Origin of the sequence: Nocardiopsis oceanisediminis, assembly GCF_048595525.1 — a bacterium.
GTDB lineage: Bacteria > Actinomycetota > Actinomycetes > Streptosporangiales > Streptosporangiaceae > Nocardiopsis_A > Nocardiopsis_A oceanisediminis.
Genome location: NZ_JAFMZJ010000001.1, coordinates 5,287,329 through 5,308,987, shown reverse-complemented (window position 1 = coordinate 5,308,987; position 21,659 = coordinate 5,287,329). Strand labels below are relative to the sequence as shown.

The following is a 21,659-nucleotide window of genomic DNA, read 5'->3' as shown; positions in this document are numbered from 1 at the left end:
ACTAGTGCGCGGGGCGGAGAGTTGGATGGCGGGGGGAGCAGGGGGCGGGGAGGGGCGCAGGGAAGAGCGGGGAGGCGGGCGGCGCGGCACCGCGCCCCGGCGGGTCCGCCGGGGCGCCCCCGGCCGGCCGCTCCCCGGGGGCGGAGCGCGGGCGGGCCCGTTCCCGCGGCCCGGTGGCCCCGGCGCTTCCCGCCCCGAGGACGGCCGGGGCGGGAAGCGCCGGAGCCCCCGGGACGGGTCCTCCGCCGGCGGTCTGGATCGTTGACGGGAGATTCCCGCCCCCAGGGCGATGATCTTGACGTTGCGGGGGTGACAGAGCGCTCTGACACCCCCGCAACATCAAGACCATCGCGGGGGCGGGGCGGGGGCGGGGTTCTTCTGCGGCCGCCGCCCCTTTCCCGTCGACGAACTAGCGGGCGCTGCGCAGCTTGAGCTTGGCGCGGGCCTCGTCGGGGGAGACCACCCGGGCGCCGAGCGCCTCGATGATGCCGCGGGCCTTCTCCACCAGCTGGCCGTTGGTGGCCTTGACCCCGCGGCTCAGGTAGAGGTTGTCCTCCAGGCCGACCCGGGCGTGCCCGCCGAGCAGCACCGACTGGGCCACCCAGGGCATCTGCATCCGGCCGATGGCGAAGCTGGCCCACTCGGCGCCGGCCGGCAGCAGCCGGACCATGGACTGCAGCACCCCGGGGTCGGCCGGCGCACCGTAGGGGATGCCGGTGCACAGCTGGAACATGCTCGGGTCGTCGATCAGGCCCTCGGCGTGCATCTGCTTGGCGAACCACAGGTGGCCGGTGTCGAAGATCTCCAGCTCCGGGCGGACGCCCAGCTCCTGGATGCGCTTGGCGCCGGCGCGCAGCATGTCCGGGGTGGAGATGTAGACGCCGCTGCCGTCGCCGAAGTTGAGGCTGCCGCAGTCCAGCGTGCAGATGTCCGGCAGCAGCTCCTCCACGTGCGGCAGCCGGTCCAGCCCGCTGACCAGGTCGGTGCCGGCGCCGAAGGCGAACGGGTCGTCCGTCCCGATCTCCAGGTCGCCGCCCATCCCGGCGGTGAGGTTGATGACGATGTCGGTGCCGGTCTCCTTGATCCGCTCCACGACCTCCCGGTAGAGGGCGTTGTCCCGGGAGGGGGCGCCGGTCTCCGGGTCGCGGACGTGGATGTGCACCGCGCTCGCACCGGCCTCGGCGGCCTCCACCGCCGAGGCGGCGATCTGCGCCGGCGTCACCGGGACGTGCGGGCTGCGGCCCACGGTGTCCCCGGCGCCGGTGAGCGCGGCGGTCAGGATGACCTCGGTGTTCATGGTCTCGTTCACGGCTTCTCCCCGTTCCTCGGGTCGGCCGCGGCACCGGCGGGCGGGCCGGTGCGCGGTTCGGTCTGGTCGGTGCCGGCCCGGTCCTCCGCGGCCGGCTCCGGGGCCGGATCCGGGCCGGTCCGGTCCCCGGGTGCGGCCTGCTCGGCCGCGCCGGGGGCCTCGATCTGGGTGGCGACGAAGTCGGTCAGCACGGTGCGCATCCGCTCCGCGGTCCGCCCGGGGCGCCCGGTGAGGACCTGGATGCCCAGGCCGTCGATGAGGGCGGTCAGCCGGACGGTCATCGCCTCGGCGTCCAGCTCCGCGCGGAACACCCCGGCGGCGGCGCCGTCCCGCAGCGTCCGCGCGATGGTGTCGTGCCAGCGCTGGTAGGAGGCGGCGTGCAGGTCGCGCAGCTCCGGGTGGAGCGTGCTCTCGGTCCACACCTGCAGCCAGATCGACCACTCCAGGGCCAGGTGGCCCGGGGCGGGCAGCTGCAGGTCGATCAGCCGGTGCAGCCGCTCCCGGGCGTCGGCGATCCCGTGCAGCGCGGCGACCTGGCGGTCGAAGGCCTGCTTGACCGAGGAGCGCAGGGTCTCGTCGAGCAGGTCGCGCAGGGTGGGGAAGTGGTAGTGGATGGCGGCGCTGGAGGTGCCGCAGGCCTCGGCGATGTCGGCGATGCGCACCGAGTGGTAGCCGCGCTCGGCGATCAGCCGCCAGGCGGCGTCGGTGATCTGCCGGCGCCGGCCGTGCTCGCGCGCGGCCCGGCCGTCCTCGGCGGCGTCCGGCGGCGGCCCGGAGGGCACCGCGCTGCCGGGGTCGGCCGAGACGGCGCTGGCGCGGCCGTCCTCGGAGCCGTTGATCAGCCAGTTGACCGTGACGCCGGCGGTGTCGGCGATCCGGACCAGCTCCTCGGCGGAGAAGCGCCGGGTGCCGTTGAGGGACTTGGACAGCTTGGAGGGCTCCAGGTCGATCGCGGCGGCGAACTCCCGCTGCGGGCGCCCGGAGCGGCGGATCACGTCGCGGACCCGCGCATGCAGGCCCTCCAGGGGGTCGCTCGTCTCGCTCACGGTCGGCGACGGTATCAGTTGAATGGCGATAATCGCAACGACAGCCCCGCCTCGGGGATATCAATGTCCGCTGTGAACAGGATATTCACTGGATCGGTTGCGCTCTTGCTGACTGGTGGATCAGTCCGGTTCGGGGTGGTGCGGGGCATGCCGCCGCGCCGGTCCGCCGGGCCCCGGAGGCCGCAGCGGCGCGCCCGGAACCGGAGGTACCCCGCGCCGCGGGGATCGAACGGGACCGCCCCCGGGCCCGCGGGGCGTCCGGCGGGAGCGGGGGCGGCCGCGCGGGCCGGGCCCGGAGGCCGGGTCGGCCCGCGGGTCACAGCAGGGGGATGCCGGTGTAGTTCTCCGCGAGCGAGCCGGCCGCCGCCCGGGAGCCGGCGATGTGCTCCAGGTGGGAGAGCTGCAGCCGGGCCTCGAACGGGGAGGCCTCCGGGTCGGGGTGGAGCAGCGTCGTCATCCAGTAGGAGAAGTGCTCGGCCCGCCACACCCGGCGCAGCGCCGTCTCGGAGTAGCCCTCCAGCGGGCCCCGGTCGCCGCCGTGCCAGGCGTCCAGCGCCTCGGCGAGCAGGATGACGTCGTGCAGCGCCAGGTTGAGGCCCTTGGCCCCGGTCGGCGGGACGATGTGCGCGGCGTCGCCGGCCAGCAGCAGCCGCCCGTGCTGCATCGGCTCGGTGACGAAGCTGCGCATCGGGGTGACGCCCACGTCGGTGATCGGGCCGCGGTTGGGCCGCGCGTCCGCGCCGTCCAGGGCCAGCCGGGCGTCCAGCTCCGCCCAGATCCGCTCGTGCGTCCAGTCCGCCGGGTCGGTCCCGTTGGGCACCTGCAGGTAGAGCCGGCTGACCTTGTCCGAGCGCATGCTGTACAGCGCGAAGCCGCGGTCGTGCCGGGCGTAGACCAGCTCCTCGCAGGCGGGCGCGGCGTCGGCCAGGATGCCCAGCCAGCTGAACGGGTAGGTCTTGGCGAAGGTGCGCACCCGGTCCGCGGGCAGCGCGGCGCGCCCGATGCCGTGGAAGCCGTCGCAGGCCACCACGTGCTCGCACTCCAGCACCTCCTCGCGGCCGCCCCGGGTGAACCGGATCCGCGGCCGGGCGGCGCCGTCCTCCGCGATGTCCTCGATCACGGTGGCCTCCGCCCCGAAGCGCAGGTCGCCGCCGTCCGCCAGCCGCCGGGCGATGAGGTCCTTGACGATCTCGGTCTGGGCGTAGAGCACCACGTCGCGGCCGGTGAGCTCGCGGAAGTCGATGCGGTGCCCGCGCCCGCCGAAGCGCAGCTCGATCCCCTCGTGCACGAACCCCTCGCGCTCCAGCCGGTCGCCGACGCCCGCGGCGCGCAGCGCGGCCGCGGGCCCGTGCTCGACCACTCCGGCGCGCTGCCGGCCCTCGCAGTGGTCGCGGCCGCGCCGCTCCAGCACGACGGAGTCGATGCCGCGCAGGTGCAGCAGGTGGGAGAGGAACAGGCCGGCCGGTCCGGCGCCGATGATGCCGACGGTGGTGCGCATGGGGAGCCTCGGTCTCGTGGGGCAGGGGGCGGTGGTCGGGGGTCAGTCGGTCTCTTCGGCGAGGACGCCGCGGGCGACGGCGAACGCCTTGTTCGCCGCGGGCACCCCGCAGTAGACCGCGGCCTGGAGGAACACCTCGCGGATCTCCGCGTCGGTCAGGCCGTTGCGCTTGGCGGCGCGGACGTGCATGGCCAGCTCGTCCCAGTGGCCCTGGGCCACCATCGCGGTCAGCACCATGCAGCTGCGGGTGCGCCGGTCCAGGGTGCCGCCGGTCCAGATCTCGCCCCAGGCGTAGCGGGTGATGAAGTCCTGGAAGGGGGCGGTGAAGTCGGTGGCGGACGCGGTCGCCCGGTCGACGTGGGCGTCGCCGAGCACCTCCCGGCGGACCTTCATGCCCGCTTCGCGGCGGTCGCGGTCGGCGGAGTCGGGGGCGTGCGGTCGGTCTGCGGTCATCGGTCCTCCAAGGCGGTCGAGCGGTCGGAAGGGGCGGGCGCGCCCCGGACGGGAAGCGCGCGGGCCGGCGGACGCCGGGCCGCGGGCCGCGCGGGGCCGCCCCGGCAGGGCGGTGCCGGCGGCCGGGGCGCCCGCGACCCGCGAGCGGGCGCCCGGCGTGCGCGCGGCCGGCCCCGGCGGGCCGGAAGGGGCCCCTCGCGGCGCGGGCGGTACGCGCGGTCCGGCCGCTCCGGGCGGAGACCGGGCAGGCCGCGCCCGGCGGCCGGGGCGGTGCCGGCCCGCCGGTCCCGCCGGCGGCCGGACGGCCCCACCGGGGCTCCCCGGCGGCCCCGGGCGGTCGCGGCCGGGAGCGGGGCGGCGGGTGCGCGCGGCGGCCGCCCTCCCGGACCGGCGCTCCGACCTGGTCCGTGAGGGGAGCGGGCCGGCCGGGCGCCCGCCCGGACGCGCCCGGCCCGTCCGGGACCGCCCGCCCCGGTGGCGCTCCGGCGGCCCCGCGGGGGCTCCCCGGTGCTCCGGGCGGTGGCTGCGGAAGCCGGGGACATCCCGGTCAACGCCCGGTCAGGTGCGCGGTCAGCAGCGGGTTCACCTGGTCGGCGCACTCCCAGGAGGCCAGATGCGCCCCGCCGTCCAGCACCTGCAGCCGGGCGCCGGGGATCAGGCCGGCGATGGCGCGCGCGTGCTCCACCGGGGTGGCCGGGTCCTCCCCGCCGGACAGGACCAGGGTCGGCGCGCCGATCCCGGGCAGCTCCGGGCGGAGGTCCATGGCGGCGATCGCCTCGCAGCAGCCGGCGTACCCCTCGGCGGGGGCGGCGGCGACCATGGCGCGCATCCGCGCCGCGGTGTCCGGGTGCCGCTCCGCGTAGGCCGGGGTGAGCCAGCGGTCCACCACCGCCCCGGCGACCGCCCCGGTGCCCCGGGCGCGCACCGTCCCGGCCCTCGACGTCCACCCCTCGGGCGGCCCGAGCAGCGCCGAGGTGCACAGCAGTGCCAGCCGGTCGATCCGCTCCGGGTGCGCCGCGGCCGCCCACATGGCGACCATCCCGCCCAGCGACAGCCCGGCGACCGAGGCCCGCTCGGCGCCGATCCGGTCGAGCAGCCGGATCAGGTCGGCGCCCAGGCCGGCGATGCGGTAGGGGCCGGGCGGCACCGGGGAGCCCCCGTGCCCGCGGTGGTCGTAGCGGATCACCCGCAGCCCGGCGGCCAGCAGCGGGCCGACCTGCGGCTCCCACATGTCCAGGGTGCTGCCCAGCGACCCGGCCAGCACGACGGCGGGCGCGCCCGCCGGTCCGTCCACGACCGCGTGCACGTCGACCGGGTCGATCTCGGTGGTCATCGGGTTCCTTCCGGGTGCTCGGGCGGGGCGTGCCCCGCAGGGGTGCTCAGGTCCCGGGTTCGGACCGGTCCCGGGGCGGGGACGCCCCGCCCGCTGCGGCGGGGTGCTGGCGTGCCGGCCCGGCCCGGGGCGGTCCGTCCTCTGCCCGGGGCCGGAGGCGCGGGACCGGCTCCAGGGGAGTCGGAGGCGCTCCCGCCCGCTGCGGTGGGGGGCGGGTACACGGGGCCGGCCCCGCGGCGGGGGGCGGGGACGGACCGCCCTCCGCCGCGGGGCGCGGACGCGCGGCCCCGGGCGCCGGCGCTCATCGCGCGCCGACCGCCCGGTGCCGCTCCAGGGCGGCGTCGATGAGGGCGGAGGCCGCCCCCAGGTAGCCGGCCGGGTCGAGGAGGGCGGCGATCTCCTCCCCGGTGCGCAGCCCGTCCAGGTGCGCGGTGAGCGCCGCCGCCAGGTCCCCGCCGCCGGCGGCGGCGGCCTCGGCGCACGCCCGCTGCACCAGCTCGTGCGCGGGCAGCCGGCCCAGCTGCGGCGCCAGGTCGGTGGCGACCCGCTCGGCCAGCGGGAAGCCGCCGGTCAGCTCCAGGTTGCGGCGCATCCGCTCCGGGTCGGGGCGGAGCCGGCGCACCGACTCGGCGAGCCAGGACACCGCCGAACCGGTGCTGCGCAGCAGCCGGTCCAGCGGCTCCCACTCGGCCTGCCAGGCGCCCGCGGCGCGCTGGTGCGGCTGGTGGATCTGCGCGGCGAGCAGCGTCGCGGCCAGCCCCGGGGCCTGCTCGGCGCAGGCGGCGGCGGAGACGGCGGCCACCGGGTTGCGCTTGTGCGGCATGGTGGACGACCCGCCCACGCCCGCGCCGCCGGCCTCGGCCACCTCGGCGACCTCAGTCTGGCAGAGCAGCGCGATGTCGCCCGCGGCCTTGCCCGCCGCGCCGCTGAGCCGGGCCAGCGCGCCCGCGGCGGAGACCACCGGCCCGCGGTCGGTGTGCCAGGGCGGCAGCGGCCGGGCCAGGCCGAGCTCGTCGGCGAAGGCGGCGGCGACCGCGGGGCCGCGGTCGCCGAGCGAGGCCAGGGTGCCCGCGGCCCCGCCGAACTGGGCCCGGGCCCGCTCGCCGGTCTCCTCGAGCACCGCCGCCGCGGCGTCGTCCAGGGCGGCCATCCAGCCTGCGGCGACCAGGCCGAAGGTGGTCGGCAGCGCCTGCTGCAGCAGGGTCCGGCCGGCCATCACCGAGCCGCGGTGCCGCTCGGCCAGCCCGGCCAGGCCGTCGGCGGCCGCGCGGGCCTCGGCGGCGGCCGCCGCACCGGCCCGGCGGGCCACCAGCATCGCCGCGGTGTCCATGATGTCCTGGCTGGTGGCGCCCTGGTGCACGTGCCGGGCCGCGTCCCCGCCGACCGCCGCGGTCACCGCCTTGACCAGCGGGACCACCGGGTTGGCCGAGGCGGCCGCGGCGCGGCCCAGCTCCTCGGCGTCGAACGGGTGGTCCCGGCAGGCGGCCGCGATCGCCTCGGCGTGCTCCGGTGCGGCCAGCCCGGTGCGCGCCAGCGCCCGGGCCAGCGCGGCCTCGGCGTCGAGCATGGCGCGCAGCCACGCCCCGCCTCCGGTCTCGGCGGCCGCCGGGCCGCGCCCGAACATCCCTGAGAACAGGCCGCTCATGCCGCTCTCGCTCCTCCTCGCTCCTGCTCGGCCGGCCCCCCGCGCGGCGGTCCCGCCGCCGCGCGGGGGGGCCGGGGTCAGACGTTGAAGAACACCGTCTCGCCCTCGCCCTGCAGCCGGATGTCGAACCGGTACCCGTCCTCGGCGGGCTCGGCGACCAGGGTGGCGCGCGCGGAGGCCGAGGCGATCGAGCAGAGCACCGGGTCGGCGGCGTTGGCCTCCGGCTCGTCGGGGAAGTAGATCCGGGTCACCGTGCGGTTCAGCATCCCCCGGGCGAACACCGAGACGTCGATGTGCGGGGCCTCGGTCCCCAGATGCGAGGGGACGGGGCCGGGCTTGAGGGTGTACACGGCGAAGCGGCCCTCGGCGTCGGTCGGGCAGCGGCCGAAGCCGCGGAAGCCCGGCCGGGCCACCGCGCCGCGCGGGTCGTCGGGGTGGTCGAACCGGCCGTCCGGGTCGGCCTGCCAGGTCTCCACCAGGCCGTCGCCGACCGGCGCGCCCGCGCCGTCGGTGAGCACCCCGCGGATCCACACGCCGCCCGGGGCGCCCTCGGCCGCCGCGAACGGGCCGTCCGGCCAGGGCAGCCCGATGTGCAGGTAGGGGCCCACGGTCTGGGAGGGGGTGGTCGGCGCCGTCATTCGTCGTCATCCTCCAGCGCGATCTCGTCCTCGAAGACCGTGGACTCGCGGCCGCGCAGCACGATGTCCCACTCGTAGGCCAGTGCCCACTCCTCCTCGGTCGACTCGTAGTCGAACCGGGCGACCAGCCGCTCCCGGGCGTCCGGGTCGGGGATGGAGTTCCACATCGGGTCCTGGAAGAACAGCGGGTCGCCCGGGAAGTACATCTGGGTGACCAGCCGCTGGGTGAAGGCCCGCCCGAACAGCGAGAAGTGGATGTGCGCGGGCCGCCAGGCGTTGTCGTGGTTCTTCCACGGGTAGGCGCCGGGCCGGATCGTGGTGAACCGGTACCGCCCCTGGCCGTCGGTGAGGGTCCGGCCCACCCCGGTGAAGTTGGGGTCCAGCGGGCTGGGCCAGTTGTCGCCGGTGTGCCGGTACCGGCCCCCGGCGTTGGCCTGCCAGATCTCGATCAGGGAGTGCGGGACCGGTGCGCCGTCGCCGTCCCGGACCTGCCCGTGCACGATGATCCGCTGGCCCTGCGGCTCGCCGTCGTGCTGGCGGGTGAGGTCGTTGTCCAGCTCGCCGATCCGGTCCTCGCCCAGCAGCGGCCCGGTGACCTCGGTGAGCAGGTGCGGGAGGACCTTCAGCCGGCGCCGCGGGTGGCGCAGCGCGGTGCTCCGGTAGCCGGGGTAGTCCAGCGGCGGGTGCACCTCGCGGTCGCGCAGGTAGCCGGGGACGGGCGGGGGCGCCGCGGGCGCCTCCGGGGTCAGGGGTTCGCTCATGGTCGGTCCTCGCTCGGGCTCTCAGGCGTGCAGTACGACGGCCAGGCCCTGGCCCACGCCGATGCAGATCGCGGCCAGTCCCCAGCCGCCGCCGCGCCGGCGCAGCCCGTGGGCAAGGGTGCCGAGCACCCGGGCCCCCGAGGCGCCGAGCGGGTGGCCGATGGCGATGGCCCCGCCGTCGGGGTTGACGATCTCCGGGTCCAGCCCCTCCCAGCTGCGCAGGCAGGCCAGGGACTGGGCGGCGAAGGCCTCGTTCAGCTCGACCGCGGCCAGGTCGCCCCAGCCGATGCCGGCCCGGCGCAGCGCGATCTCGGCGGCCCGCACCGGGCCGACGCCGAACCGGTGCGGCTCCACCGCGGCGGCACCGCGGGAGACGATCCGGGCCAGCGGCTCGCGCCCGGCCGCCCGCGCCGCGTCCGCGTCGCCGATCAGCAGGGCGGCGGCGCCGTCGTTGAGCGGCGAGGCGTTGCCGGCGGTGATGGTGCCCTCGGGGCGGAACGCCGGCTTGAGGGCGGCGAGCCTTTCCGCGGAGGTCTCCCGGATGCTCTCGTCCCGCTCCAGCTCGGCGCCGGGGACCTGGACCACCTCGTCGGCGAAGACGCCCTTCTCCCAGGCCGCGGCGGCGTTGGCGTGGCTGCGCAGCGCGAACGCGTCCTGCTCGGCCCGGCCGATGCCGAACTCCTCGGCGACCTGCTCGGTGCTCTCGCCCAGCGACACGGTCCAGGAGGGCTCCATCCGCGGGTTGACCATCCGCCAGCCCAGCGTGGTGGAGTGCAGTGTCTCGTGGCCGGCGGGGAAGCCCTTGGCGGGTTTGGGCAGCACCCACGGGGCGCGGCTCATCGACTCCACGCCGCCGGCCAGCACCAGCGAGGCGTCGCCGACGGCCACCGCGCGGTTGGCCGCGATGGCGGCCTCCAGCCCGGAGCCGCAGAGCCGGTTGAGCGTCGCCCCGGGCACCGTCACCGGGAGCCCGGCCAGCAGCGCCGCCATCCGGGCGACGTTGCGGTTGTCCTCCCCCGCGCCGTTGGCGTCGCCGAAGTAGACGTCGTCGATCGCGGCCGGGTCGAGGCCGGGGGAGCGGTCCACCAGGGCCCGGACCACGTGCGCCGCGAGGTCGTCGGGGCGCGTTCCGGACAGTGCGCCGCCGTACTTGCCGAAGGGGGTGCGGACCGCGTCGATGACGTACGCGTCGCCGGTCATCGGGTTCCCTGCCTTCCGTCGTGGGTGGGGGGCGTGCGGCCGGTGAGCGAGCGCAGCACGGCCAGCTCGCGCGGGTCGGGGGCGGGCGTGGTGCGCAGGTCGGCGGAGACCGCCAGGTCCCAGCCGGTGGCCTCGCGGACCTGCTGCACGGTGGCGCCGGGGTGCACGCTGGTCAGGGTCAGCTCGCGGGTGCGGGGGTCGGGCTCCAGCACGCCCAGGTCGGTGATGACCCGGGTGGGGCCGGCGCCGCGCAGCCCGAGCCGCTCCCGGTCGCCGGGGCCGGCGCCGTGCCCGACCGAGGTGGTGAAGTCGACCGACTCGACGAAGGCCCGCCGGGTCTGCCGGACGATCACCACCACCTCGCGGCAGTTCGCGGCGATCTCCGGGGCGCCGCCGGCCCCGGGCAGCCGGACCTTCGGCGAGGCGTAGTCGCCGATGACGGTGGTGTTGATGTTGCCGTACCGGTCGATCTGCGCGGCGCCGAGGAACCCGGTGTCGATCCGGCCGGGCTGCAGCCAGTAGTTGAACACCTCGGGGACGGAGACCACGGTGTCGGCGGTCTCGGCGAGCTCGCCGTCGCCGATGGAGAGCGGCAGCACCGAGGGGGTGGCGCCCAGGGTGCCCGACTCGTAGATCATCCACAGGCCGGGCGCGTGCGTGCGGCGCGCCAGGTTCGCCGCGGTGCTGGGCAGGCCGATCCCGACGAAGCAGGCGGAGCCGTCGCGCAGCGCCCGGGACGCGGTGACGGTCATCATCTCGTCGGAGGTGCAGGCGGGCGCCTCCGCGGCCGCGGACGTCATGCGCTCTCCTTCGCAGCGGAGCCCTCGCGGGCCGGGGGGAGGCCGTGGATCTCGGTGCGCAGCCACTCGGCGAACCGCTCGCGGTCCCGGCTGATCGCGTCCCAGGCCTGGTAGGCGTCATTGTCGCGGACGTAGTAGCCGTGCGTGTAGGAGGGGCGGGCGCCGCCCGGGACCACCGAGACGGCGGTGACCACCCGGGAGGGGAGCAGCACCTGGCCGGGGACCGGCTCCAGCTCGTCGACGACCTCCTCGACGGTGACCAGGGCGCGGGAGGAGGCCAGCACGGCCTCCTTCTGCACCCCGGTGATGCCCCACATCTGCACGTTCCCGGCCCGGTCGGCGCGCTGGGCGTGCACGATCGCCACGTCCGGGTTGAGCGCGGGGACCGCGGTCAGCTCCTCGCCGGTGAAGGGGCAGCTGATCGTCTTGACGTTGGGGGTGCGCCCGACCAGGTCGGTGCCGGTGTAGCCGCGCAGCACCGCGAACGGCAGCCCGGAGGCGCCGGCGACGTAGCGGTTGGCCATCCCGGCGTGGCTGTGCTCCTCGATCTCCAGCGGCGCCGGCCAGCCGCCGGCCACCGCGTCGCGGAACCGGTGCAGCGACCCCACCCCGGGGTTCCCGCCCCAGGAGAAGACGAGTCTGCGCGCGCATCCTGCGCCGATCATCCGGTCGTAGACGACGTCGGGGGTCATCCGCACCAGGGTGAGGTCGCGGATCCCCTGCCGGATGATCTCGTGCCCCGCCTCCACGGGGATCAGGTGGGTGAACCCCTCCAGCGCGACCGTGTCCCCGTCGCGGACGAGTTCGCGGACGCCCTCGTCGAGCGGCACGATCATGCGCCCTCCTCTGTGTCCGGCGATTGTGTTCGGATAGCGAACTCTTGTTCTTACTCCGAACGTGATGTGGCAGACGTTACTTCCGTCCGACGATCCGGTCAAGGGAGCCCCGGGGCCGCGGCGGGCCCCGGGGCGGAGGAAGGGGAGAGGGGAAAGAGGGGGCGGTGCGGGCCGGGCGGCCGGGGCGGCCGCCGGCGGGTCAGGCGCCCTGGGAGCCGCCGATGCGGGTGGCGATCTCCAGGTCGGCCTCGATCCGGGCGATGGTGGCCAGCAGCGGGGGGAGCAGGTCGGTGCGGAGGCCGCGCAGCGTGGTGCGGTCGGCGGGGGCGGAGACGTTGGCCGCGGCGATCACCCGGCCGTCGCGGTCCCGGATGGGGGCGGCGACGGAGCGCAGGCCCTCCTCCAGCTCCTGGTCGATGATGGCCCAGCCCTGGTCGCGGATCCGGTCCAGTTCGGTGCGGAGCTCGGCGGGGTCGGTGAGGGTGTGCCGGGTGAGCGCGGGCAGCTCCGCCCGCTCCAGGCGGGCGTCGATCTCGGCGGGCGGGCGGGAGGCCAGCAGCACCCTGCCCATGGAGGTGAAGCAGGCGGGGAGGCGGGTGCCCACGCTGATCGCCACCCGCATGATCCGCGAGGTCGCGGCGCGGGCCACGTAGACCACCGAGTCGCCGTCGAGCACCGAGACCGAGGAGGACTCGCGCACCTCGGCGGCGAGCGCCTGCAGGTGCGGCTGGGCGACCTCGGGCAGGCCGGCCGCGGACAGGTAGGCGTAGCCGAGTTCCAGCACCCGGGGCGTGAGCGCGAACAGCCGCCCGTCGGAGCGGACGTAGCCGAGGTCGGTCAGGGTGAGCAGGAACCGGCGCGCGGCGGCCCGGGTCAGCCCGGTGGCGCGGGCCGCGTCGCTGAGCGTCATCTCCGGCCGCTCCGCGGAGAAGGCGCGGATCACCGCCAGCCCCCGCTCCAGGGACTGCACGTAGTGGTCGCCCCGCGCCGACTGCGCGGACCCCTCGGTATCGGTCATGCGTTCCCTTCCTGTTCACCGCGATGTTCTCATACCGAACATGGGTGCGGCAGGCGACGGAGAGGTTACCGCCGGGGATCGCTGTTTTTCTGGTTTGTCTGATTCTGGGGTGTTTATGGCTTGGTGGGGTTGATCGTGTCGTTTATTGTCTAGTGGGAATATTTCTGGGATGATTCGTCGGGTGAATCGCGAAGAAAAACGGGTTTTCGCTCGGGCTTGACGGGGCATAGGGAATCAATTACGTTCGCTTTTTGAACTCTCGTTCGGAAAACGAACATTTTCGGATCCGGGTGGAGTGCGACGTGCCTCCCCGGCACCCCTCCCGCTGCGGCTCTCCACCCCCCACCCCCACCCCCTTTTCCAAGGAGACCCGATGCCTCGCAGACTCCTCGCCGGGGCCTGTGCCGTTCTGCTGGCCGTCGGAGCCAGCGCCTGCGGCGGCAGTGACACGGAGACCACCGAGGGCGGCCTGACGAAGATCACCGTCGGCGCCATCCCGATCGTCGACGTCGCCCCCCTCCACCTCGGCATCGAACAGGGCTATTTCGAGACCCAGGGCCTCGAGGTCGAGGTGAAGAACACCAGCGGTGGCGCACAGGCCATCCCCGGCGCGGTCAGCGGCGAGTTCGAGTTCGCCTTCGGCAACGTCACCTCGCTGCTGGTGGCCCGCGACTCCGGGCTGCCGGTCCAGACCGTCACCAACGGGGTCTCCTCCACCGGCAAGGAGGGCGAGGACTTCGGTGCCATCGTCGTCCCCGAGGGCAGCGACATCAAGAGCGCCAAGGACCTCGCCGGGGCCAAGGTCGCCGTCAACAACCTGAAGAACATCGGCGACACCACGGTCCGCAACTCGGTCCGCAAGGACGGCGGCGACGACAGCAACATCCAGTTCACCGAGCTGCCCTTCCCGGACATGCCGGCCGCCCTGGAGAAGAAGGAGGTCGACGCCGCCTGGGTGGTCGAGCCCTTCCTCACCACCGCGCTGGACGCGGGCGCCACCGAGGTCGCCTCCAACTTCGTCGACGCCCACGAGCAGCTCACCGTCGCGGTCTACTTCACCACCGAGGAGATCGCGAAGAAGGACCCCGAGCTGGTCAAGAAGTTCGTCACCGCGATGAACCACTCGCTCTCCTACGCCGAGTCCAACCCGGAGGAGGTCCGCCGCATCCTCGGCACCTACACCGAGATGGACGAGCAGCTCATCGAGGACATCCGGCTGCCCGCCTTCCCGCCGGACAGCAGCATCGACTCCGTGCAGACCATCGGGGACATGATGAAGGAAGACGGCCTCATCAAGGAGGACCCGCAGGTCTCCGAGCTCTTCCCGGGACGGGCATGACCGCCCCCTCGGCGCCCGCCGGGGCCGCCTCCGCGGCCCCGGCCCCACCCTCCCCGCCCGAGAAGTCCCCGCCGCGGCCCCGCCGCCGGCTCCCCGGCGGCGACGCGCTGCTGGGCACCGGCGGAGTGCTCGCCTTCCTGCTGGTCTGGGAACTGGTCCCGCGGACCTCCCTGGTCTCCGCCGACTACCTCCCGCCCGCCTCGAAGGTGCTGGCCACCCTGGCCGAGCGCACCGCGACGGCGAAGTTCTGGACCGCGGTCGGCGACACCCTCGCCGCCTGGGGCCTGGGCCTGGCCATCGCGGTCGGCGCCGCGGTCCTGCTGGGCTTCGCCATCGGAACGGTACCGGTGCTGCGCGCCTACACCGCCTCCACCGTGGAGTTCCTCCGCCCCATCCCCTCGGTCGCGCTGATCCCGCTGGCGATCCTGGTCTACGGCACCGACATCGCCTCCACCCTGATGCTCGTGATCTACGCGGCGTTCTGGCAGGTCTACGTCCAGGTGCTGTACGGCGTCGCCGACATCGACCCGGTCGCCGACCAGACCGCCCGCGCCTACGGGCTGGGCCGGTGGGCGCGGATCCGCCACCTCATCTGGCCGACGGCCCTGCCCTACCTGATCACCGGGGTGCGGCTGGGGGCGGCCGTCGCACTCATCCTGACCATCACCGCCCAGCTCACCATCGGCAGCCCCGGCCTGGGACAGGAGATCGCCGTGGCCCAGTCGAGCGGCGCACCGCACGTCGTCTACGCGCTCATCGTCGCCACCGGCATCCTCGGCGTCGCGGTCAACACCGGCGTGCGCGCCCTGGAGCGGCGCGTACTGCGCTGGCACCCCTCCGTCCGAGGGGAGGCCGCCGTATGACCGCGGCCACCGGCCGTACCCCGGCCCCCGCCGGCCGGCTGCTCCGGCTGCCCAAGGCGCTTCTGCGGGCGCTGCTGCTGCCCGCCGTCCTCATCGCCGTGTGGTGGTGGGCCTCGGCGACCTCGGGCAGCTACTACATGCCCACCCCCGACGTGATCGTGCAGACCTTCGGCGAGGTGTGGACCGCCGAGCGGTTCACCGTCGACGTCCTCCCCAGCGTCGGCCTGCTGCTCACCGGCTACGCCCTGGCCGCCGTGATCGGCGTCGGCGCGGGCCTGCCGCTCGGCATGTCGCCGAAGCTGCGCGCGCTGGTCGAACCGGTCCTGGAGTTCCTCCGCGCGGTCCCGCCGCCGGTGCTGGTGCCGCTGCTGATGCTCCTCATCGGCCTGGACTCGTCCATGCGCGCCGCGGTCATCGTCTCCGGATGCGTGTGGCCGGTGCTGCTCAACACCATCGAGGGCGTCCGCGCGGTCGACCCGGTGCTCGCCGACACCTGCCGCGTCTACCGGATCCGCGGCCGCCGCCGGCTCACCACCCTGGTGCTCCGCTCGGCCAGCCCGCAGATCATGGCCGGCCTGCGCCAGGCGCTCTCCCTCGCGATCATCCTCATGGTGATCAGCGAGATGTTCGCCAGCTCCAGCGGCCTGGGCTTCGCCATCGTCCAGTTCCAGCGCAGCTTCGCCATCCCGGAGATGTGGAGCGGGATCATCCTGCTCGGCCTGCTCGGCGTCCTGCTGTCCGTGCTCTTCGCCTTCGTGGAGCGGAAGGCGCTGGGCTGGTACCGGGGCGTGCGGGCGGCGTCGAGGGGCGAATGACCCGACCCGCGCACCTCCCCGGCCGGTGACCCCGGCGCACGCCGGGCCCTCCCGCCGCCCCGCCCCCCGCTCCGGCGGGGCGCCGCGGACCCGACCGGTCCCCGGCACCCCGCCCCACCGCCCGACCCCCCTCCCCGACCAGCAGATGTAAGGGGTCCACATGCTCGACGTGACCGGACTGCGCAAGATCTACCGCGGCGGCGACCGCGAGGTCGAGGCCGTCCGCGACCTCACCTTCTCCCTCGCGGACGGGGAGCTGGCCTGCCTGGTCGGCCCCTCCGGATGCGGCAAGACCACCCTGCTCAAGTGCATCTCCGGACTGATGCGGCCCACCTCGGGCACGGTCCGGGTGGACGGCCGCGAGGTCACCGGGCCGCCGCCGGGCATGGCCGTGGTCTTCCAGGAGTACGGCCGCAGCCTCTTCCCCTGGCTCACCGTGCAGGACAACGTCGAACTCCCGCTCAAGGAGAAGCGCCTGCCCAAGTCGCGCCGGAGGAAGCTGGTCGCCGACTCGCTGGAGGCCGTCGGGCTCGGCCACGCCGCGGCCGCCCACCCCTGGGAGCTCTCCGGCGGCATGCAGCAGCGGGTGGCCATCGCCCGCGCCATCGCCTACGAGCCGAGCGTGCTGCTGATGGACGAGCCGTTCGCCGCGGTCGACGCCCAGACCCGCGCCGACCTGGAGGACCTGGTCCGCGGGCTGTGGAAGCGGTTCTCGATGACCGTGCTGTTCGTGACGCACGACATCGACGAGGCGGTCTACCTCGGCGGGCGCGTCCTGGTGCTCTCCTCCTCGCCCACCGTCGTCCAGGACGACGTCGAAATCGACCTGGGGGACGAGCGCGACCAGCTCTCCACCCGCTCCGAGCCGCGCTTCGCCGAACTCCGGGCGCGGGTCTACGCCGAGATCCAGAGCGCCAAGCAGGGCGCGGCGGCCGGGGGCGCGCACCGATGAGCAACCCGCAGGACGCCCCCACCGTCCGGGACGCGGCGCTGCAGACGCTCCGCGACTACGGGCTGACCACCGTCTTCGCCAACCCCGGCTCCACCGAGGTCGCCTTCCTCACCGACCTGCCCGCCGACATCGACTTCGTGCTCGCGCTGCACGAGGGCTCGGTGGTGGGCATGGCCACCGGGTGGGCCCTGGCCCGCCGCCGCCCGGCACTGGTGCAGCTGCACACCACCGCCGGGCTTGGCAACGCGGTGGGCGCCCTGGCCACCGCCCGCGCCAACCGCGCCCCGCTGGTCGTCCTCGTCGGCCAGCAGGACCGCCGCCACCTCGCCCTGGAGCCGTTCCTCACCGGCCGGCTGCGCGACCTGGCCGGCGACTACCCGGTGTGGACCGAGGAGCCCGCGGTCCCCCAGGAGGTCCCCGGCGCGATCGCCCGCGCCCACCACGAGGCCGAGCAGGGCAAGGGCCCGGCGATCGTCATCGTCCCCCAGGGCGACTGGGGCGAGCCCGCCGACACCGGCAGGCCCCGCTCCGCCGCCGAGCGGGTGGTCCGCTCCGCGGCCGCCGACCCGGCCGCCGTCGAGGGCCTGGCCCGCCTCCTCGACGAGGCCTCCGCACCCGCCCTGGTCGTCGGCGCCGGCGCCGACGGGGAGGAGGAGTGGGCCGCGCTCACCGCCCTCGCCGAGCGCCTGGGCACCCCCGTCCACCAGGAGAGCTTCGGCGCGCGGGCCGGGTTCCCGCAGGACCACCCGCTGTTCGCCGGCTTCCTCCCCGCCGACCGCCCCCGGCTCCGCGAGGCCCTCGCCCCCTACGACGCGGTGCTCGCCGTGGGCGCCCCGGTGTTCCGCCAGTACCCCTACTCCGAGGGGCCGCTGGCCGAGCCGGGCACCCGCATCGCGGTGCTCACCGACGACCCCGCCGAGGCGCACCGCAGCCCGGTCGAACTGGCCGTGCTGGCGCCCGTCGCCCCGGCCGTGCGGCTCCTCGCCGACCGGGTGCGCCCGCGCACCCCCGCCGCCCCGGCCCCCGCCCCCGCCCCGGCCGCGGAGCAGCAGGTCTACGGCCCCGAAGGGCTGCGCCCCGCGCACGTGCTGGCGGCGCTCGCCGCCCGCATCGACCCCGACACCGTGCTCGTCGAGGAGACCCCCTCCAGCCGGCCCGACCTGCACCGCCTCGTCCCCGCCCGGCGCCCGATGGGCTTCCTCTCCGCGGCCATGGGCGGCCTGGGCTTCGCACTGCCCGCCGCCACCGGGCTGCGGATGGCCGCCCCGGACCGCCCGGTGGTCGCGGTGGTCGGCGACGGCTCCTCGCTCTACCAGGTCCAGGCGCTGTGGAGCGCCGCCCGGTACGGCGCCGGCGTCTGCTTCCTGGTGCTCTCCAACAAGCGCTACGCCATCATGGACCGGCTGGCCGACGCCCGCGGCGGCAAGCCGCCCTGGCCCGACTTCTCCCAGGTCTCGCTCGCCGCGCTCGCCCGCGGCCTGGGCTGCCCGGCGCGCACCGCCGCCACCGCCGAGGAGCTGGACGCCGCGCTCGACGAGATCGTGCCCACCCTGCGCGGCCGCACCGAGCCGGTCCTGCTCGACGTCGCGGTCGACTCCAACGCCGACATCGCCTTCCGCCCCTGACCGCGCCCGCGCGCATCCCCCGCCCCGACCCTGAGGAGGCACCCATGCCCCTGCTCGAATCGCAGGAATGGCACGGCAACGTGTTCACCGGCGCCTGGACCGCGGCCCGCGGCGGCGACGCCCCGGTGACCGCCCCGGCCACCGGCGCCGAACTGGCCCGGATCGGCAGCGCCGCGGCCGAGGACGTGTCCGCGTCGGCGGCGGCCGCCGCCGACGCCCAGCGCGCCTGGGCCGCCGCCTCCTTCGAGGAGCGCGCGGCGGTGCTCCGCCGCGCCGGCGCGCTCTTCGAGGAGCACGCCGACGAGATCGCCGGCTGGCTGGTCCGCGAGGCCGGCTCGGCCCGCGGCAAGGCCGCCTTCGAGACGCACCTGGCCGTCACCGAGGCCTACGAGTGCGCCGCGCTCGCCTCCCAGCCCGCCGGCGAGGTGCTGCGCAGCGCCCGCCCCCGGCTCAGCCTCGCCCGCAGGGTTCCGGTCGGCGTGGTCGGCGTCATCGCCCCGTTCAACTTCCCGCTCATCCTCGGCCTGCGCTCGGTCGCCCCGGCGCTGGCGCTGGGCAACGCCGTCGTGCTCAAGCCCGACCCGCGCACCGCGGTCTGCGGCGGCGCGGTGGTCGCCGAGGTGTTCCGCGCGGCCGGGCTGCCCGAGGGCGTGCTGCACGTGCTGCCCGGCGGCGCGCAGGCGGGGGAGCGGCTGGTCACCGACCCCCGGGTGCGGGTCATCTCGTTCACCGGCTCCACCGCGGCCGGCCGCCGGGTCGGCGAGGCCGCCGGACGCCACCTCAAGCGGGCCCACCTGGAACTCGGCGGGAACTCCCCGCTGATCGTGCTGGACGACGCCGACGTGGAGCGGGCCGCCTCCGCCGGCGCCTGGGGCTCCTTCCTGCACCAGGGCCAGATCTGCATGACCACCGGCCGGCACCTGGTGCACTCCGCCGTCGCCGACGCCTACGCCGAGCGGCTCGCCGCCAAGGCCGAGGCGCTGCACGTCGGCGACCCGGAGAAGGAGGAGGGGGCGCTCGGCCCGCTGATCGACGAGGGCCAGCGCGACCGGGTGCACGACCTGGTGCGGCGGAGCGCCGAGGCGGGCGCGCGGGTGCTCGCCGGCGGCACCTACGACGGCCTGTTCTACCGGCCCACCGTGCTGGACCGGGTCGGCCCGGACGCCCCCGCCTACGCCGAGGAGGTGTTCGGCCCGGTCGCCCCCATCGTCCGGTTCGACACCCTGGACGAGGCCGCGGAGCTCGCCGCGCACGGCGAGTACGGGCTCTCCCTGGGCATCCTCACCGGCAACCCGATGCGCGGCCTGGAGCTGGCCGACCGCATCCCCTCCGGCCTGGTGCACATCAACGACCAGACCGTGGACGACGAGGCGGTGGCCCCCTTCGGCGGGGTCGGCGCCTCCGGCACCGGCTCCCGGTTCGGCGGGACCACCGCCAACGTCGAGGCCTTCACCGAGACCCAGTGGGTCACCATGCAGGCCGAGATCGAGCGGTACCCGTTCTGAGACCGGGCCCGCCGGGCGGCGCGGCACCAGGGCGGACGCACCCCGCCCGCCGCCCGGCTCACCCCTTCTCCGCCCCGGCCGCCAGGCCGGACACCAGCAGCCGCTGGGCCAGCAGGAACCCGGCCACCACCGGCACGGTGATCGCGATCGACCCGGCCATCAGCACCGGGGCGGGCACCGCGAAATCGGCCAGCCGGGCGACGCCCAGCGACACCGTCCACCGCTCCCGGTCCCCGACCAGGAACAGCAGCGCGAACAGGTACTCGTTCCAGGCGATCAGGAACACGTACAGCGCGGTCGCGGCGACCCCCGGCACCGCCATCGGCAGCACCACCCGCACGATGACCTGCATCCGGTTGCAGCCGTCGACCTCCGCGGCCTCCTCCACCCCGGCGGGCACCGCCCGGAGGTACCCGCGCAGCATGTACAGCGCCACCGGGACGGTCTGCGCCATGTACACCAGCACCAGGCCGGGCAGCGAGCCGGCCAGCCCGGCCCGGCCGAGCAGCACGAACAGCGGGACCGCCAGCACGATCCCGGGGAACAGGTAGACCGCCAGGAAGAACCCGCCGATCGCGTCCCGGCCGAAGAACCGCAGCCGCACCGCCGCGTAGGCGCCCAGCACGCTGCAGGCCACCGCCAGCACGGTGGTCCACCCCGCCACCGCCAGCGAATTCCGCATGAACCGGGCCAGCCCGAACCCGCCGTCCTCCTCGTCGGCCAGCGCCCTCGGGTAGGCGGACAGGTCCGCGCCGCCGGGGGAGGGCAGCGCCAGCGGGTCGGCGACCACCGAGGCGAACGGGCGGACCGACAGCACCGCCCCGTAGAGCAGCGGCCCCGCCGCCGCGGCGGCCGCGACCGCGATCACCGCGACCCGCAGCACCGCCAGCACCCGCCGCTCCGCGGAGGACCGGTCCCACCTCCTCCGGGCGCGCGGAGGGCGCCGCTCGGGGGCGCCCCGGCCCCGCCGCGCGCCCGGTCCGCGCCGCCCCGTCACAGCCGCCCCCCGTGCACCGCCCGCAGGTAGCCGGCGAGCGGCAGGCTCAGCGCCAGCGCCATCAGCACCCCCAGCGCGGCCGCGGTCCCCACGTCCGCGCGGACCGCCAGCTCCTGGTAGACCCGGACCGCCACCACCTCGGTGCCGCCCGCCCCGCCGGTGAGCAGGTACACGTCGTTGAAGTTCTGGAACGACCAGATGAACCGGAGCACCGCCAGCACCCCCAGCACCCCGGCCAGCTGCGGCAGCAGCACGTGCCGGAACGCCTGCACCGGCGAGGCCCCGTCCACCACCGCCGCCTCCTCCGCCTCGCGCGGCACCGCCTGCAGCCGCGCGGTGATGAAGAGGAAGGCCAGCGGGAACGACTTCCACACCTCGAAGGCGATGACCACGCCCAGCGCCACCGGGACCGGCACCCCCGCGACCTCCGCCTCGCCCAGGGTGAGGAAGGAGACCGGCGCCTCCCAGCCGAGGAACCGCCGCCCGATCTCGTTGACCGCCCCGTACTGCGGGTTCAGCAGCGTGGTCCAGATGGTGGTCCCCGCGACCACCGGGAGGGCGTAGGGCACCAGCATCAGCGCGCGCAGCGCCCCGCGCCCGGGGAAGGGCCGGCGCAGGGCGAGCGCCACCAGCAGCCCCGCCGCCAGCGAGCCGGCCGTGGTCAGCGCCGCGTAGACCACGGTGGTGCGCACCGCCGCCCAGAAACCCGGGCCGGACAGCACCCGGGCGAAGTTGTCCAGGGTGACCCCCAGGTCGGCGAGGGAGAGCGAGCGGACCTCGATCAGCCGCAGGTCCTGCACGGAGAGCACCAGCACCGCGGCCATCGGCAGCACCACCACCCCGCCGACCACCAGCAGCGTCGGCGCCACCAGCAGCCGGCCGTGCAGCTCCTCCCGGCGCCGCCGCCCCGCCTTCCGGCGGAAGGGCCGCCGCGGCGCGGCCCCGCCCGCGCCCCCTCTCGCCCGTCTCCCGCCACCACCTGCGGCAAGGGCGCTCCAGGACACCGCCCCTCCTTCCCGTGTTCCC

At 75.8% G+C, this 21,659-nt stretch carries 20 protein-coding genes; 6 read left to right on the top strand and 14 right to left on the bottom strand.

Features of this window, described 5'->3' with window-relative positions; all coding sequences use genetic code 11:
* Positions 1 to 409 precede the first annotated feature (409 nt).
* The 12 genes from J0910_RS23180 to J0910_RS23125 form a co-directional block, all read right to left on the bottom strand.
* A complete protein-coding gene (locus J0910_RS23180; protein ID WP_420160650.1) occupies positions 410 to 1,309 on the bottom strand; it encodes a beta-keto acid cleavage family enzyme in 900 nt (299 codons plus the stop codon).
* Positions 1,306 to 2,355 carry a TetR/AcrR family transcriptional regulator gene (locus J0910_RS23175; protein WP_420160649.1) on the bottom strand — a complete coding sequence of 350 codons (1,050 nt, stop codon included), beginning with the start codon at positions 2,353 to 2,355 and terminating at the stop codon, positions 1,306 to 1,308. Before J0910_RS23175 ends, J0910_RS23180 begins: the two co-directional genes overlap by 4 nt.
* A 316-nt stretch (positions 2,356 to 2,671) precedes the next feature.
* The gene (locus tag J0910_RS23170) at positions 2,672 to 3,853 is read right to left on the bottom strand and encodes a 4-hydroxybenzoate 3-monooxygenase (protein ID WP_420160648.1); all 1,182 of its coding nucleotides are present in this window, start codon (positions 3,851 to 3,853) and stop codon (positions 2,672 to 2,674) included.
* Positions 3,854 to 3,895: 42 nt separating this feature from the next.
* Positions 3,896 to 4,306: a 4-carboxymuconolactone decarboxylase gene (gene pcaC / locus J0910_RS23165; protein WP_420160647.1), complete on the bottom strand. Its 411-nt coding sequence runs from the start codon at positions 4,304 to 4,306 to the stop codon at positions 3,896 to 3,898.
* Positions 4,307 to 4,853: 547 nt separating this feature from the next.
* Positions 4,854 to 5,639, bottom strand: a complete 786-nt coding sequence (pcaD, locus tag J0910_RS23160; RefSeq protein ID WP_420160646.1) for a 3-oxoadipate enol-lactonase — start codon at positions 5,637 to 5,639, stop codon at positions 4,854 to 4,856.
* A gap of 301 nt (positions 5,640 to 5,940) precedes the next feature.
* On the bottom strand, positions 5,941 to 7,284 hold the full coding sequence (locus J0910_RS23155; protein ID WP_420160645.1) for a lyase family protein: 1,344 nt from the start codon (positions 7,282 to 7,284) through the stop codon (positions 5,941 to 5,943).
* 77 nt (positions 7,285 to 7,361) lie between these two features.
* Positions 7,362 to 7,922, bottom strand: coding sequence for a protocatechuate 3,4-dioxygenase subunit alpha (gene pcaG, locus J0910_RS23150; protein WP_420160644.1), 561 nt, complete (start codon positions 7,920 to 7,922; stop codon positions 7,362 to 7,364).
* Positions 7,919 to 8,683, bottom strand: a complete 765-nt coding sequence (pcaH, locus tag J0910_RS23145) for a protocatechuate 3,4-dioxygenase subunit beta (protein ID WP_420160643.1) — start codon at positions 8,681 to 8,683, stop codon at positions 7,919 to 7,921. Before pcaH ends, pcaG begins: the two co-directional genes overlap by 4 nt.
* 21 nt (positions 8,684 to 8,704) lie before the next feature.
* Positions 8,705 to 9,883: a thiolase family protein gene (locus J0910_RS23140; protein ID WP_420160642.1), complete on the bottom strand. Its 1,179-nt coding sequence runs from the start codon at positions 9,881 to 9,883 to the stop codon at positions 8,705 to 8,707.
* Positions 9,880 to 10,683, bottom strand: a complete 804-nt coding sequence (locus J0910_RS23135) for a CoA-transferase subunit beta (protein WP_420160641.1) — start codon at positions 10,681 to 10,683, stop codon at positions 9,880 to 9,882. Before J0910_RS23135 ends, J0910_RS23140 begins: the two co-directional genes overlap by 4 nt.
* On the bottom strand, positions 10,680 to 11,519 hold the full coding sequence (locus J0910_RS23130) for a CoA transferase subunit A (RefSeq protein WP_420160640.1): 840 nt from the start codon (positions 11,517 to 11,519) through the stop codon (positions 10,680 to 10,682). The genes J0910_RS23135 and J0910_RS23130 overlap by 4 nt, the downstream gene beginning before the upstream one ends.
* 199 nt (positions 11,520 to 11,718) lie before the next feature.
* The gene (locus tag J0910_RS23125; RefSeq protein WP_420160639.1) at positions 11,719 to 12,537 is read right to left on the bottom strand and encodes an IclR family transcriptional regulator domain-containing protein; all 819 of its coding nucleotides are present in this window, start codon (positions 12,535 to 12,537) and stop codon (positions 11,719 to 11,721) included.
* Between the two features lie 373 nt (positions 12,538 to 12,910).
* Here J0910_RS23125 and J0910_RS23120 point away from each other — a divergent pair, with 373 nt between their 5' ends.
* The 6 genes from J0910_RS23120 (at position 12,911) to J0910_RS23095 (ending at position 19,636) form a co-directional block, all read left to right on the top strand.
* Positions 12,911 to 13,876 (top strand): ABC transporter substrate-binding protein, encoded by a 966-nt coding sequence (locus tag J0910_RS23120; RefSeq protein WP_420160638.1) that lies wholly within the window; start codon positions 12,911 to 12,913, stop codon positions 13,874 to 13,876.
* Complete coding sequence (locus J0910_RS23115) at positions 13,873 to 14,739, top strand: ABC transporter permease (protein ID WP_420160637.1); 867 nt, start codon at positions 13,873 to 13,875, stop codon at positions 14,737 to 14,739. The genes J0910_RS23120 and J0910_RS23115 overlap by 4 nt, the downstream gene beginning before the upstream one ends.
* Positions 14,736 to 15,554, top strand: coding sequence for an ABC transporter permease (locus J0910_RS23110; RefSeq protein WP_420160636.1), 819 nt, complete (start codon positions 14,736 to 14,738; stop codon positions 15,552 to 15,554). Before J0910_RS23115 ends, J0910_RS23110 begins: the two co-directional genes overlap by 4 nt.
* Positions 15,555 to 15,714: 160 nt before the next feature.
* Positions 15,715 to 16,506 (top strand): ABC transporter ATP-binding protein, encoded by a 792-nt coding sequence (locus J0910_RS23105; RefSeq protein ID WP_420160635.1) that lies wholly within the window; start codon positions 15,715 to 15,717, stop codon positions 16,504 to 16,506.
* Positions 16,503 to 18,131 (top strand): thiamine pyrophosphate-dependent enzyme, encoded by a 1,629-nt coding sequence (locus tag J0910_RS23100; protein WP_420160634.1) that lies wholly within the window; start codon positions 16,503 to 16,505, stop codon positions 18,129 to 18,131. The genes J0910_RS23105 and J0910_RS23100 overlap by 4 nt, the downstream gene beginning before the upstream one ends.
* A 44-nt stretch (positions 18,132 to 18,175) precedes the next feature.
* Positions 18,176 to 19,636 carry an aldehyde dehydrogenase family protein gene (locus J0910_RS23095; RefSeq protein ID WP_420160633.1) on the top strand — a complete coding sequence of 487 codons (1,461 nt, stop codon included), beginning with the start codon at positions 18,176 to 18,178 and terminating at the stop codon, positions 19,634 to 19,636.
* 58 nt (positions 19,637 to 19,694) lie between these two features.
* On the opposite strand, the gene J0910_RS23090 is transcribed toward J0910_RS23095, so the two are convergent.
* Complete coding sequence (locus tag J0910_RS23090; RefSeq protein WP_420160632.1) at positions 19,695 to 20,528, bottom strand: carbohydrate ABC transporter permease; 834 nt, start codon at positions 20,526 to 20,528, stop codon at positions 19,695 to 19,697.
* Between the two features lie 101 nt (positions 20,529 to 20,629).
* Entirely contained in the window at positions 20,630 to 21,637 is a 1,008-nt protein-coding gene (locus tag J0910_RS23085; protein ID WP_420160631.1) for a carbohydrate ABC transporter permease, read from the bottom strand.
* Between the last annotated feature and the right edge of the window lie 22 nt (positions 21,638 to 21,659).